Here is a 13,466-nt window from a genome sequence, read left to right as displayed (position 1 = left end):
ACATGACTCCGATCATCGAGTTTAAAAACTATACTTTTAAATATCGATCACAGTCAGAGCCTACACTCCGGGAGATTGACCTGACGGTCAATCCCGGAGAGAAGGTTTTAATCGTGGGACCGTCCGGGTCGGGAAAATCGACTCTGGTGCACTGCATCAACGGGATGGTTCCTTTTTCATACCCTGGCGAAAGCAGCGGAACTTTGACTGTGGGCGGTAAAGATCCTGCGAAAACCGGTATTTTTGGAATGTCCAAAATCGTCGGTACGGTGCTGCAGGATACAGACGGCCAGTTTATCGGCCTGACGGTTGCAGAAGATGTTGCTTTTGCACTGGAAAACGACTGCGTAGAGCAGGAAGAGATGTTCCGCGCAGTAGACGAAGTGGCAGAGGTTGTTGATATCAAAGCCCTTCTCGGCAATGCACCGACGGAGCTTTCCGGCGGACAGAAACAGAGAGTTTCCATGGCAGGCGTGCTGGTAGATGATGTGGATATCCTGCTGTTTGATGAGCCGCTGGCAAACCTTGACCCGGCGACCGGCAAGCGGGCTATCGACCTGATCGACCGGATCTGCCGGGAGCGCGACAAGACGGTTATCATTATCGAACACCGGTTAGAGGATGCCCTTTACCGGGATGTAGACAGAATTGTGGTGATCGGGGACGGAAGGGTTGTAGCGGATATGACGCCGGACGAGCTGCTTGCCTCCGATATTCTGATTCAGGAGGGCATCCGTGAGCCGCTGTATGTGACGGCACTCAAACATGCGGGATGTCAGGTTGCGGCAAAGGATCATCCTCAACATATCGAGACGATGAATCTGGAGCCTTATCAGGAAAAGGTAAGGGACTGGTTCGAGAAGGTTTCCCTGCCGGAGATTCAAGGAGAGGAAAAGCCGGCCCTCGAAGTGTTGGATCTGGACTTTTCCTATATTACAGGCAAACCGATCCTGTCGGATATTCATTTCCGTATTAACAAAGGGGAAATGCTCGCAATTGTCGGAAAAAACGGCGCGGGAAAGAGTACGTTGTCAAATCTGATCTGCGGCTTTATCCATCCGGATCACGGTAAGATCCTGTTAAATGGCAGTGATATTGCGGACAAATCCATCAAGGAGCGTGGCGAGGCCATCGGGCTTGTCATGCAGAACCCGAATCAGATGATTTCCAAGCCGATGATTTTTGATGAAGTGGCGCTGGGACTGCGGGTCCGTGGCGTGCCGGAGGAAGAGGTAAAGGAACGGGTTTACGATAAGTTAAAGATCTGCGGTTTGTATCCCTTCCGGAACTGGCCGGTTTCTGCTCTGAGCTTTGGTCAGAAAAAGCGTGTGACTATCGCTTCGATCCTCGTCATGAATCCGGAGATCCTGATTCTGGATGAGCCGACGGCAGGACAGGATTACCGTCATTATACGGAAATTATGGAATTTTTAAAGCACTTAAATGAGACCCTTGGCATTACGATCATCATGATCACACATGATATGCATCTGATGCTGGAATATACCGACCGTGCGATCGTTATCGCGGACGGCGAGCTGATTGCGGACGACAAGCCGGCAAAGGTGCTGACGGATGAAGCGGTTGCAGACCGTGCTTATCTGAAAAAGACGTCGCTGTACGATCTGGCGGTGCGCTGCGGCATCGGGGATGCGTCCGGCTTTGCAGAGCGGTTTATTTATTATGAAAGGCAGGTGAGAGCGGATGGCGGGCAGAATTCTGACGTACAGTGAAAAAGATACCTGGATCCATCGGCTTTCCGGCGTTTCGAAAATGATCTTTTTCCTGCTCTGGTCGCTGACCGGTATGCTGACCTATGACACGAGAGTGCTGCTGGTCATGCTGGTCTGCAGTCTGGTGATCTTTAAGGTTTCCCATACGGAATGGAAACAGGTCGGGACGGTATTTCAGTTTATTTTGCTGTTTTTGTGTATTAACATGCTTGCGGTGTGGCTGTTTTCCCCGAATCAGGGAACTGTGATCTACGGCACAAAAACAGAGCTTTTACACCTGTTTGGCAATCATAATATCACAAAGGAACAGCTGTTTTACCAGTTTAATATTATGCTGAAGTATCTGACAGTAACGCCGGTGGTATTGATGTTTATCGTGACGACCAACCCGAGCGAGTTTGCGGCAAGCTTAAATCGCATGGGTGTCAGCTACAACGTGGGCTACGCCATTGCCATCGCGCTGCGCTACATCCCGGACGTACAGTCTGATTTTACCAAGATCAAGCATGCGCAGGAGGCGCGGGGCATCGAGATGAGCAGCAAGACATCCCTCTGGACGAGAATCAAGCGGATGAGCACGATTATTTTCCCGCTGCTGTTTTCCAGCATGGATCGTATCGATGTGGTCAGCAATGCCATGGAGCTTAGGGGCTTCGGTAAAAATAAAAAACGTACCTGGTACATGGGAAAGAAGCTGGTACGAAACGACTATCTGACGATTGGATTTGCGGTAGTATTTATGGCGGTCGCTCTGACCATTACGTTTGCAGACGGCAGCCGTTTCTGGAATCCATTCCAGTAAAAAAACGCGGGGCTGTGGGACACGGGTATCGCGTTTTAAAAAAAAATCCGGGGTGCGGGCAAATTGGATGCTGCGCTCCGGGAAAATGGAATCAGGGGATGCAGCGGATTTTTTCATCGGCTGCGGAAAGGGGAATGTATGATTTACACACTGGAAAATGACAGCCTGAAAGTTCAGGTAAACTCCCACGGCGGCGAGCTGTGGTCGATTCAGACAAAGGACGGGGCAGAATATCTCTGGCAGGGCGATGAGACTTACTGGAAAGACCGCGCATTGAATCTGTTTCCGTATATCGCACGTCTGACTGAGGGCAAATATATGCTGGATGGCAAGACCTACGAAATGCCGATCCACGGCTTTGTCAATTCTTCCGATCTGGAAGCGGAAGAGCATACGGCACAGAGACTGGTGCTGAAGCTGACAGACAGCGAGAATACGAGAGAAATGTATCCCTTTGCGTTTGTTTACTGGCTGACCTATGAGCTTGTCGGCAACAAATTAAATGTTACTTTTGCGGTAGAAAATAACGACAAAAAGGTGATGTATTTCGGCGTCGGCGGTCATCCGGGCTTTGCCGTTCCGCTGGAAAAAGGTCTTGCATTTGAGGATTACTGCTTACAGTTTGAAGCTCCCGGGAATCCGATCCGCGTTGGCTTTTCTGAGGACTGCTTCGTAAATGGCGAGGACAGCGAGTTTATTTTATCTGACGGCGGTAAGCTGCCCCTTGCACACAACCTGTTCGATCAGGATGCGATCGTGCTGACTGATATGGCGAAAGCAGTGACCCTGTGCAGTGAAAAAGGAACAAGAAGCGTGCGCGTATCCTATCCGCAGATGAATTTCCTGGGGATCTGGCATATGCCGTTTACCGATGCGCCCTATGTCTGCATCGAGCCCTGGTCTGCGCTTCCTTCCCGCAAGGGCAGGATCGAAGACCTTTCCGAGCAGCCCAACCTGGTTCATCTGCCTGCAGGCAAGCGGTATGAAAATACCTGGAGTATTGAGATTTTCTGAATTTTGCAGAACTGTGAAAAGGAATGTGCCTTGGCACATTCTTGCGCCGAGTGCGCATCCTCGCGGAGTGTTTCTTATCGCATGGAAACGAAGTTTTCCATACGATAAAAAAGAATCCGGCGTCAGACAGCGATAGGACTGTGCGCCGGATTCTTTTTTTATAAATCTGAAATGCTCGCAGAGCGTACGTTTTATCTCTGTGTCGCCATGGTTTTTAACTGTCCCATGACCTTTTTGACCGGAGGCAGGTAGAGGATGATCAGCGTCAGCACCGCTTCCACGGACAGATAGATGCCGTTGTAAACCAGGGAATAGACCGGTGCGGACATGCCGTAGTCTGCAGCGTAAGCGCCGAAGAAGATCATACCGGATAAAAATGCGAAGAAATAACGACCGAGTACACCTGCGATATAGCCCTTCACCAGACCGTTTTTCGATTTGGAAAACAGGCCGGATAAGCCGAGCGCACCGAATGCGAAGATGTAATCAACGAGCATCTGCGGTATGCTGATGATATACGGATCGCTGACCAGCTGTAAAAAGCCGTAGGCGATGGCAGTCATCAGTCCGGCACGCAGACCGTACCAATAGCCGATCAGGACTAAGAACAGCATGGAAAATAAAGTGATGGAGCCGCCGAAGGGCAGATGGAACAGCTTGATTTCGGAAGTGACAAAGGCAGCAGCTATCGCCATTGCGGAAAATGCCAGCTGACGTGCGGAAAATTTAGGCTGCTTCACAGAATTGCCGATAAAGCAGGCCAGCAGCAAAAGCGCCAGCATGAGGACAACCAGTGCGGTATAACCGGCAGTGGTCAGCTGATAAGTCGTTCCCCATTCATCCGTGATGGGGATTGCAAAAAAATTGGACATAAAAAAACCTCCTTGTGTGCACAGGAGGGGACGAAAAACAGGACAGATAAAAATCTGTCGCATGTGCCTCCCTACGCCGGTATTATCCGGTTCAGGTGATGAGGGTCAGAAATCCGGGCGGATATTCAGTCTCAGCAATCGCTCCCCTGGCAATGATATAAAATTTTGGTTACAGTTCACAGCTTATGATAGTCAGGTTGAGGGAGCGTGTCAAGCCTTTTTCGAAGCTGCGGCAGTAAGGGGCAAGGGAACTGGGAATAAAATTAGGGCTTGTAACCGCTTCGGATTGGGAATATACTAATATACTGAATTGACAAAAAAGATAAAACGATAAAAGGACTGCGAATAAATTGAATAACGATAATTATAAAAAATGGTTCATTGGACTGGCAGGCGGCTTTGTAGTCATTGCAGGAGTGCTGACCAGTTCGTTTTATGTGTCTTATGAAAAGGTAAAAGGAGAACTGGCGCAGACCAGCGGCGAGCTGTTAAACGCACAGAGTCAGGTGGAGGATCTGACAAAGGAGCTGGAAGAAAGCAGCAATGCAGTGGAAGAAACGCGGGAAGGCTATGTGACCGTCATGCTGCAGGACGGCGAGAAAGAGGATCTGCCGGAAATTCCATTTTCTGTAGATCTGGAGGACTGGAACTATGTGCTGGTCAATGAAAAAAATCCGCTGCAGCAGGATTTTGAGGTAGATCTGGCCAAGACGGACAATGGGAAGTATGTGGACAGGCGGATTCAGAAAGCCCTTGAGATGATGCTGGCGGACGGCAAAAAAGAAGGGCTGCCCCTGATGGTTTGTTCCGCTTACCGCGATTATCAAAAGCAGGATCAGCTGATGGACAACTCCATCGCAAAATTCGTAAGGGGCGGCATGAGCTATAAGGACGCTTTTTTCAAGACGAAGGAAGAAATCGCCCTCACCGGTGCGAGCGAGCATCACACCGGTCTCGCCGTGGATATCGTAGGAAAAAATCATCAGGGCCTGGATAAATCGCAGGCTTCGACCAAAGAGGCGATCTGGTTAAACGAGCACGCTGCGGAGTATGGTTTTATTCTCCGTTTCCCGCAGGACAAGGTGGCGATCACCGGGATTTCCTATGAATCCTGGCATTTCCGCTACGTTGGGGAAGAGGCGGCGAAGTTTATGAAGGAAAATAACCTGTGCCTGGAAGAGTTTGTAGAGCTTGCAAAGGCGCAGCAGGAGCAGGAAGCGTTAAAAGAAGCGGAGATGGAGTAGCGATACTACATCAGAAAGAGAGGAACTGTCATGGCAGACTGGGAAGCAAATGTACGCAGGGTTGTCCCCTACACACCGGGAGAGCAGCCCAAACGAAATGACATCATCAAGTTAAACACCAACGAATGCCCGTATCCGCCTGCACCGGGTGTGACAAAAGCACTGCAGGAGTTTGAAGCGGATAAGCTGCGGCTGTATCCCGATCCGGCGGCGCTTGAGCTGCGGGAAGCGATTGCAGCGGCGGTTTCTGTTTCGGAGCATCCGGTTGCGGCAGACCAGGTGTTTGTGGGCGTTGGCTCCGACGATGTGCTGGCGCTGGCATTTCTGACCTTTTTTAACAGCAAAAAACCGATTCTGTTCCCGGACATCACCTATTCCTTCTACGACGTCTGGGCGGATTTGTACGGCATTCCCTATCGGACGCCTGGGCTGGATGAAAGGTTCCGCCTGAAAAAAGAGGACTACCTGAACGAAAACGGCGGCATCATTTTCCCGAACCCCAACGCACCGACCGGTCTGATGGAGAATCTGGATACGATCGAGGAGATCGTGGCAAAAAATCCCGATTCCGTTGTGATTGTAGACGAGGCCTATGTGGATTTCGGGGGTGTGAGTGCCCTGCCTCTTGTGGATAAGTATGAAAATCTGCTCGTCGTGCAGACGTTTTCGAAATCGCGCGCACTTGCGGGTATGAGAATCGGCTTTGCAATCGGCCAAAAGAAGCTGATTTCCTATTTAAATGATGTCAAATTTTCCTTCAACTCCTATACAATGAACCGCCTGACGATTGCCTGCGGAAAGGCATGCGTAGAGGACCGTGCGTATTTTCAGGAGATTACGGGGAAAATCGTGGCGACGCGGGAATGGACGAAGCAGAAGCTGACAGAGCTTGGCTTTACGTTCCCGGATTCGAAGGCGAACTTTATTTTTGCAACGCACAAAACCGTCCCGGCGCAGGAGTTATTCGAGAACCTGAAAACAGCCGGAATTTATGTGCGATATTTCAAAAAGCCCAGAATCGACAACTATCTGCGGATTACAGTCGGCACGCAGGCGGAGATGGAGCGGCTGGTCGAAGTGCTGGTAGAGCTGGTGAAATAGGGCGCGGCATGTTCGAAAACGCGCGGGCAGCAGCGGAAAATACGTTCGCATGCAGACACAGGAACGCACGCGGACAGATGCAGAAAAACGCCGCTGCGCGGCAGAAGGAGCGTGGATAACGAATGGAAATGTATGAGGATTTTGCGTTAGTTTATGATCGGTTCATGGATGAAACGCCCTATGAAGAATGGTGTCAGTTTGTAGTCGGACGCCTGAAACAGGATCAGATCACGGACGGAATCCTGCTGGATCTCGGCTGTGGCACGGGCTCCATGACGGAGCTTCTGGCAAAGCAGGGCTACGACATGATCGGTGTTGATCTGTCAGACAGCATGCTGGACATTGCAATGGAGAAGCGTGCGCAGTCCGGTCATAATATTTTGTATTTGCAGCAGGATATGCGGGAGTTTGAGCTTTACGGAACGGTCCGGGCGGTGATCTGTCTGTGCGACTCGTTAAATTATCTACTGGAAGAAGATGACTTACTGACAACTTTTAAACTGGTAAACAACTATCTTGACCCGAATGGGCTTTTTATCTTCGATTTTAATACGGTCTATAAATACGAAACAGTCATCGGTGACAGCACGATTGCGGAAAACCGGGAGGATTGCAGCTTTATCTGGGAAAATTATTATACGGCGGAGGATCAGATCAACGAATACGATCTGACGATTTTTGTGAAACAGCAAAAAGACCTGTTCCGCAAATTTACGGAGACCCATCTGCAGCGCGGCTATACGCTGGAAACGATGAAACGGCTCGTGGAACAGTCCGGGCTGATTTTTGTCGAGGCACTGGATGCAGACACGCATGGAAGCGTAACGGAGACGAGCGAGCGGATCTATGTGATCGCGCGCGAGCACGGGAAGAATCTGGGATAAGAAATGAAAATATTTGCGCAACGCAGAAAAGCTATGCGGTGAAAAGCGCAGCGTGGAAATGGCAGGGGCTTGCCGTAAAGTAAGCCTGAGGAATGGAGGAGCTATGGGAGATTATATGGTACGCGCGACGGCGGCGAATGCACAGGTGCGCGCGTTTGCAGTGACAACAAAGGAGCTTGTGGAGACAGCGAGACAGGCACATAACACCAGCCCGGTAGTAACGGCGGCGTTGGGACGTCTGCTGACAGCCGGCGTGATGATGGGCAGCATGTTAAAGGGCGACGACGATCTTTTAACCCTGCAGGTTCGCGGCGATGGTCCGGTTCGCGGTCTGACCGTGACGGCAAACGCCAAGGGCGAGGTCAAGGGCTATGCGACGGTGCCGGACGTCATCCTGCCTGCGAATGCGAAGGGCAAGCTCGACGTCGGAGGGGCGGTCGGCAGGGGAACGCTCTCTGTCATCCGTGACCTCGGCTTAAAGGAACCCTATGTGGGACAGACAGCCCTGGTGACCGGAGAGATCGGGGATGACCTGACCTCGTATTTTGCAACCTCCGAGCAGACGCCTTCTTCGGTGGGTCTGGGCGTTTTGATGGAAAAGACGAATACCGTGCGCTGTGCAGGCGGCTTTATCATTCAGCTGATGCCCTTTGCAGAGGAAGAGACGATTTCGAAGCTGGAGCACAACCTGTCGCTGATCAATTCTGTGACGGCGCTGCTCGACCAGGGAATGACACCGGAGCAGCTGTTAGAGCGGGTGCTGGACGGCTTGGATGTGGAGATTACCGACCGGATGCCCTGCAGCTTTACCTGCAACTGCAGCAAGGAACGGGTGGAAAAAGCGCTGATTTCCATCGGCAAAAAAGAACTGCAGGAGATGATCGACGAGGACAAGCCGATCGAGGTAAACTGTCATTTCTGCGGCAAAACCTATAAGTTTGACGTGGATGAGTTGAAAAAAATGGAGAAAAAATCCCGATGAAAGACGGTTTTTTAAAAGCTGCGGCGGCTGCACCGAAAATCCGTGTTGCAGACCCTGCCTGGAACGCACTGGAAATCTGTAAGGCGCTGGACTCCTGTTATGCACAGCGTGCAAAGTTGATCGTTTTGCCGGAGCTGTGTCTGACCGGATATACCTGTCAGGATCTGTTTTTGCAGGAACGCCTGCTGGAAGAAAGCCTGGAAGGGCTGCAGACGGTGCTGGAGCATACAAAAGGGCACGATGCGCTGACCTTTGTGGGGCTTCCCTTTGAAAAAGACGGAAAGCTTTACAATGTGGCAGCAGCAGTACAGGATGGCAGGATCCTGGGGCTTGTCCCGAAGCAGAATATTCCAAACTATGGCGAATTTTATGAGGTGCGGCATTTTGCGGCAGGCAGCAGGGAAGTGTCCGAGGTGGATGTGCTGGGACAGACCGTACCCTTTGGCGGAAATCTGTTGTTTTCCTGCAGGAATCTGAAAGGGCTTGTCGTGGGCTGTGAGCTGTGCGAGGACGTCTGGGTGATGGACCCGCCCTCGACGGCGCTGGCAAAGGCGGGCGCGACGGTGATTGTCAACCTGTCCGCCTCCAACGAGACGGTCGGAAAGGACACCTACCGTAAGAGCCTGATTGCTGCCACGAGCGCGCGGCTTCTGTGTGGCTATGTCTACGCGAGCGCGGGGGATGGAGAATCCACTCAGGATCTCGTTTTTTCCGGGCATCATATGATTGCAGAGAACGGAAGCGTGCTGGCGGAGGCTGCACGCTTTGAAAACGAGACGATTTTTTCGGAGCTGGATATTCATAAAATCTGCCACGAGCGGCGCAGAATGAGCACATTTGTGCCCGAAAACACAGAAACCTGTGTACGGATTGGTTTTGCCTTGGAAAAAGAAGAAACAAAGCTGACGCGCACGTTTGCCCAGATGCCGTTTGTCCCGTCGGATGAAACCTTGAAAAAGGAGCGCTGTGAGCAGATTCTATCGATTCAGGCGCAGGGACTGAAAAAACGTTACGAGCATACGGGGGCGAAAACGGCGGTGATCGGCGTTTCCGGCGGTCTGGATTCGACCCTTGCCCTTTTGGTGACGGCGCGGGCATTTGATTTGCTCGGGAAAGACAGAAACGATATTTTAGCGGTGACGATGCCGTGCTTTGGTACGACGAACCGCACCTATGAAAATGCCTGCAGGCTGGCGCAGACCCTTGGCGCGAAGTTAATCGAGGTGAACATCCGAGAGGCGGTGCAGGTGCATTTTCGGGATATCGGTCAGGATATGGACAAGCACGATGTAACCTACGAAAACGGGCAGGCGCGGGAACGCACTCAGGTATTGATGGATCTCGCCAACCAGAGCAACGGACTTGTCATCGGAACCGGGGATATGTCGGAGCTTGCACTGGGCTGGGCGACCTATAACGGCGATCATATGTCGATGTATGGCGTAAACGTCGGCGTGCCCAAGACGCTGGTGCGCCATCTGGTGGCATATTGTGCGAATACCTGCAGCGAAAGCGAAAAAGTGCTGCAGGAGGTGCTGCTGGATGTCCTCGACACGCCGGTAAGCCCCGAGCTTTTGCCGCCGGAGGACGGAAAGATCAGCCAGAAAACAGAGGATCTGGTCGGCCCCTACGAGCTCCATGATTTCTTTTTATATCAGCTGCTGCGCTGTGGCTTTGGCCCGGCGAAGATCTACCGGCTTGCCTGCAGGGCATTTGAAGGCATTTACAGCAAAGAAACGATCGGCAAGTGGCTAAAGACCTTTTGCCGCCGCTTCTTTGCACAGCAGTTTAAGCGTTCGTGCCTGCCGGACGGACCGAAAGTCGGAAGTGTCGCGGTATCGCCGAGGGGAGACCTTCGGATGCCTTCGGATGCGAGCCGCATGGCATGGCAGAAGGAACTGGATCAGCTGCCGGGATAAATAAGCCTTCCTTTGCGAATGCGCTGGGCTGGTCAGGTTTGGGGATATGTCGCCTTTTGCAGCGCAGCGTCGATCGCCTGCAGCAGAAGCTGTGACGTGTAGCGGTTTTCGTCCGGGTAGGTGATGCCTTCGAGGGATTGTTTTTCACAGATCTGTTTCGCCAGTGTATCCATGCAGGGTTCGACCAGCGGATACATGGCTGTGACAGTCTGACTTAAATTGACGAGACGGATGGAAAGAATATCGGAGCTGTCCACGACGACCTCTACATCCGCGTGGTCGTTTCCGAGCTGAACCGTGGAGGTGTATTTTCCGGGCAGGTACAGGGAGGTTTCTGCGTCATAGTCCGGTTTTGGAACTGCCTTTTTGGGCAGAAAGATCTGCAGCAGCAAAAAAAGCAGTCCAACGCCTAAAACGAGCAGGATTCCGGTATAGATCAGTTCTTTTAAATGAAGTACGATAATTTTTGTTTTGGAACGCATTGCGATACCCCCGGATATTTTGTTATTCCAGTGTACGCAGGGGTTTTACAGATTATGTCTGTATGGAGGATTTATGAAGATCAGATTTACAAAAATGCAGGGCTGTGGGAATGATTACGTTTATGTCAATGGATTTACGGAGCATATACCGCAGGAAAAGAAGCCGGAATTTGTCCGCTTTGCCAGCGACCGTCATTTCGGGGTCGGCGGCGATGGCGTTATTTTTATCAATCCTTCTGACGAAGCAGATTTTGAGATGGAGATGTATAACGCAGACGGCACAAGGGCGGAAATGTGCGGAAACGGCATCCGCTGCGTGGCAAAATATGCCCATGACAAAGGATTGACCGATCGGGCAAGGTTTTCCATTATCAGCGGCGGAAAAGTGAAATATATGGATCTGACGGTGGAAAACGGCGTGACAAAAGCGATCCGTGTGGATATGGGCGAGCCGATCCTGACGGCGGCAGAGGTTCCGGTTGTTTCTAAAAACCGACAGTCCATCGATGAAGAGATCACTGTGGAGAATCAAACATACCGCATGACCTGCGTGTCTATGGGAAATCCCCATGCCGTTGTTTTTGTGGACAGCACGGCAGATTTGCCACTGGAGCAGATCGGACCGCATTTTGAGCATCACGAGAGATTTCCGAGACGCACCAATACCGAGTTTGTGGAAATCGTATCCCCGGAATATGTAAAAATGCGGGTCTGGGAGCGCGGAACCGGTGAAACCCTTGCCTGTGGAACAGGCTGCTGTGCGACGGCGGTTGCCTGCGTTTTAAACGGCAAAACGGGGCGGAAAGTGACCGTAGAGGTGCTGGGCGGTGCGTTGACGATCCAATGGGACGAAAAGACGAACCATATCTTTATGACAGGTCCGGCGGAGTTTGTCTTTGACGGAGAACTGGAATATGAGGTTTAACACGACAGATGATTCTGAAAAAGAAGATACCGAGAGATTTTTATAAGCTGTTCCGCACCCAGAACATGGAGTATTACATGCAGCTTCTGACCGCTTTGTACGAGGCGGATCAGGAAGCCTATGCCCTGACGCAGCTGACGGATTCGGAATGCAGGAGCATTCTGGCGGAAACGATCGCCAGGGTCAACCTGGTCTGGTGGGAGGATGAAACAGAAAAAACGGAGGACGAAGGCTTTCCCGGGCTTTCGCCCTCCGCTGTTTTGGACAGGTTTGTGAAGTGGGGCTGGCTTTCGAAGGATTTTGATGAAAAATTAAACTGCTATATCATTGGCTTTCCGGAGTACAGCAGGCTGTATGTGGAGCTGTTTGACCGTCTTGAAAAAGAGGACGACAGCATGGAGCGGGAAAGTATTCTGTCTGTATACAGCGCCCTTTACACCTATGATTCGGATCCGGAAAAAAATAACAGCATTTTAAAAAGTGCCCTGCGCACATCCAAAAGCCTCGGACAGATGCTGTCCAATATGCAGGACAGCATGCGGCTGTGGTTCGATGAACTTTCCAAACGAAAGGACTTTATCGGAATTCAGGAGGTTCTGGTCAACGAGATCAACAATCGCGAGAGTGTAAAATATGCAATTTTAACAACGACAGACAGTTTTTACCGCTATAAGGAGGCGGTCAAGGAGCTGATTGCGAAAATCCTGGAGGAAAATGAAAACCGTCGCGAGGGGTTGACGGCGCAGAAGCGGATGCTAATGGCTGCACAGGGCAGCGACAGCAGCGCGCCCGAACTGTCAGAAAGCGCAGGAGGCAGCTATGCAGCGTCCATGCAGGCGAAAGCACTGGCATCCGGCGCGTCTGCGCCCGCCCTTTTAAGGCTGGAGCGCGGCATTCAATTCTGCGAAGAGGCGGCGCAGCTGGTTCTTTTGGTGGAGCGCGAATTTGATTTAATCGAGAAAAAGTATAACCGCCTGATCGAATTGAAAACTGTCTTTGCGCGGCGGGCGCTGGCGAGAATCCACTACCTTTTGCAGGAGGGTGCAGGCGTAGAGGACAGCACACTGGAGCTGATCGGTTTGCTCAACCATAGCGACAAAAAAGAAGCGCTTTTGGAAGAGCTGCGGGACAGCATGTATGTGACGGCACCGTTTTCCATTGTCGGGGACGCGAGCCTTTACAACCGTCGGCCAAGGCTGGAAAATCAGTTCGTACCGCTGGCTCTGCAGGAGGAGGCATCCTCGGAAATCGCAGATTTCGTCCCGAAGCCGCTCTATACCGGCAGACAGCTGGAGGAGTTCAGACGGCGGCATACGAAGAACGGAGTTTTTCAGGTTTTGGAGGATACGGTGCAGTCGGCAGAGGATCTGGAAAAGCTTCTGTTTATCTGGCAGGAGGCGACCCAGAGCAGACAGGAGGAAGACCGGATTTTGCTGCAGGAGGAAATCCATCAGAAGGACGGCTTTTCCTACACCGGTTTTAGTATAGACGAAACGGAGAATTGATAC

General features: G+C 51.5%; 11 protein-coding genes, 1 pseudogene and 1 riboswitch. Of the genes and pseudogenes, 10 read left to right on the top strand and 2 right to left on the bottom strand.

The window, feature by feature from the left end; translation table 11 throughout:
• The first annotated feature begins 2 nt into the window (after window positions 1-2).
• The 3 genes from OCV62_RS04740 (at window position 3) to OCV62_RS04730 (ending at window position 3,549) form a co-directional block, all read left to right on the top strand.
• Complete coding sequence (locus OCV62_RS04740) at window positions 3-1,733, top strand: ABC transporter ATP-binding protein (RefSeq protein ID WP_262585396.1); 1,731 nt, start codon at window positions 3-5, stop codon at window positions 1,731-1,733.
• On the top strand, window positions 1,705-2,535 hold the full coding sequence (locus tag OCV62_RS04735; RefSeq protein WP_021915883.1) for an energy-coupling factor transporter transmembrane component T family protein: 831 nt from the start codon (window positions 1,705-1,707) through the stop codon (window positions 2,533-2,535). The genes OCV62_RS04740 and OCV62_RS04735 overlap by 29 nt, the downstream gene beginning before the upstream one ends.
• A 138-nt stretch (window positions 2,536-2,673) precedes the next feature.
• Window positions 2,674-3,549 carry an aldose 1-epimerase family protein gene (locus OCV62_RS04730; RefSeq protein WP_262585395.1) on the top strand — a complete coding sequence of 292 codons (876 nt, stop codon included), beginning with the start codon at window positions 2,674-2,676 and terminating at the stop codon, window positions 3,547-3,549.
• Between the two features lie 191 nt (window positions 3,550-3,740).
• On the opposite strand, the gene OCV62_RS04725 is transcribed toward OCV62_RS04730, so the two are convergent.
• Window positions 3,741-4,421: an energy-coupled thiamine transporter ThiT gene (locus OCV62_RS04725; RefSeq protein ID WP_117960685.1), complete on the bottom strand. Its 681-nt coding sequence runs from the start codon at window positions 4,419-4,421 to the stop codon at window positions 3,741-3,743.
• A gap of 51 nt (window positions 4,422-4,472) precedes the next feature.
• Window positions 4,473-4,579, bottom strand: a riboswitch (TPP riboswitch).
• A 423-nt stretch (window positions 4,580-5,002) separates the two neighbouring features.
• Between OCV62_RS04725 and OCV62_RS18645 the strand changes: the two are divergent.
• The 5 genes and pseudogenes from OCV62_RS18645 to OCV62_RS04700 form a co-directional block, all read left to right on the top strand.
• Window positions 5,003-5,558, top strand: a pseudogene (locus tag OCV62_RS18645) (M15 family metallopeptidase); the annotation flags it as partial.
• A gap of 137 nt (window positions 5,559-5,695) precedes the next feature.
• Complete coding sequence (gene hisC, locus OCV62_RS04715) at window positions 5,696-6,766, top strand: histidinol-phosphate transaminase (protein ID WP_262585393.1); 1,071 nt, start codon at window positions 5,696-5,698, stop codon at window positions 6,764-6,766.
• A gap of 122 nt (window positions 6,767-6,888) precedes the next feature.
• On the top strand, window positions 6,889-7,650 hold the full coding sequence (locus OCV62_RS04710) for a class I SAM-dependent DNA methyltransferase (protein ID WP_262585392.1): 762 nt from the start codon (window positions 6,889-6,891) through the stop codon (window positions 7,648-7,650).
• A 103-nt stretch (window positions 7,651-7,753) separates the two neighbouring features.
• Window positions 7,754-8,632: an Hsp33 family molecular chaperone HslO gene (hslO, locus tag OCV62_RS04705; RefSeq protein ID WP_262585391.1), complete on the top strand. Its 879-nt coding sequence runs from the start codon at window positions 7,754-7,756 to the stop codon at window positions 8,630-8,632.
• On the top strand, window positions 8,629-10,551 hold the full coding sequence (locus OCV62_RS04700; protein WP_262585390.1) for an NAD(+) synthase: 1,923 nt from the start codon (window positions 8,629-8,631) through the stop codon (window positions 10,549-10,551). The genes hslO and OCV62_RS04700 overlap by 4 nt, the downstream gene beginning before the upstream one ends.
• Window positions 10,552-10,583: 32 nt before the next feature.
• On the opposite strand, the gene OCV62_RS04695 is transcribed toward OCV62_RS04700, so the two are convergent.
• Window positions 10,584-11,033, bottom strand: a complete 450-nt coding sequence (locus tag OCV62_RS04695; RefSeq protein ID WP_262585389.1) for a hypothetical protein — start codon at window positions 11,031-11,033, stop codon at window positions 10,584-10,586.
• Between the two features lie 79 nt (window positions 11,034-11,112).
• Here OCV62_RS04695 and dapF point away from each other — a divergent pair, with 79 nt between their 5' ends.
• A complete protein-coding gene (gene dapF / locus OCV62_RS04690) occupies window positions 11,113-11,958 on the top strand; it encodes a diaminopimelate epimerase (RefSeq protein ID WP_118496540.1) in 846 nt (281 codons plus the stop codon).
• An 8-nt stretch (window positions 11,959-11,966) separates the two neighbouring features.
• Window positions 11,967-13,463 (top strand): Wadjet anti-phage system protein JetA family protein, encoded by a 1,497-nt coding sequence (locus OCV62_RS04685; protein WP_262585388.1) that lies wholly within the window; start codon window positions 11,967-11,969, stop codon window positions 13,461-13,463.
• The last annotated feature ends 3 nt before the right edge of the window (window positions 13,464-13,466 follow it).

This window comes from Gallintestinimicrobium propionicum, assembly GCF_025567525.1.
Classification (GTDB): domain Bacteria; phylum Bacillota; class Clostridia; order Lachnospirales; family Lachnospiraceae; genus Gallintestinimicrobium; species Gallintestinimicrobium propionicum.
This window is presented reverse-complemented; position numbering and strand designations above follow the sequence as displayed.

Coding starts and splice junctions, on each gene's coding strand:
- OCV62_RS04735 (WP_021915883.1), top strand. CDS start 1,705: ATGGCGGGCAGAATTCTGACGTACAGTGAAAAAGATACCTGGATCCAT.
- hisC (WP_262585393.1), top strand. CDS start 5,696: ATGGCAGACTGGGAAGCAAATGTACGCAGGGTTGTCCCCTACACACCG.
- hslO (WP_262585391.1), top strand. CDS start 7,754: ATGGGAGATTATATGGTACGCGCGACGGCGGCGAATGCACAGGTGCGC.
- OCV62_RS04685 (WP_262585388.1), top strand. CDS start 11,967: ATGATTCTGAAAAAGAAGATACCGAGAGATTTTTATAAGCTGTTCCGC.
- OCV62_RS04700 (WP_262585390.1), top strand. CDS start 8,629: ATGAAAGACGGTTTTTTAAAAGCTGCGGCGGCTGCACCGAAAATCCGT.
- OCV62_RS04695 (WP_262585389.1), bottom strand. CDS start 11,033: ATGCGTTCCAAAACAAAAATTATCGTACTTCATTTAAAAGAACTGATC.
- OCV62_RS04740 (WP_262585396.1), top strand. CDS start 3: ATGACTCCGATCATCGAGTTTAAAAACTATACTTTTAAATATCGATCA.
- OCV62_RS04710 (WP_262585392.1), top strand. CDS start 6,889: ATGGAAATGTATGAGGATTTTGCGTTAGTTTATGATCGGTTCATGGAT.
- OCV62_RS04730 (WP_262585395.1), top strand. CDS start 2,674: ATGATTTACACACTGGAAAATGACAGCCTGAAAGTTCAGGTAAACTCC.
- OCV62_RS04725 (WP_117960685.1), bottom strand. CDS start 4,421: ATGTCCAATTTTTTTGCAATCCCCATCACGGATGAATGGGGAACGACT.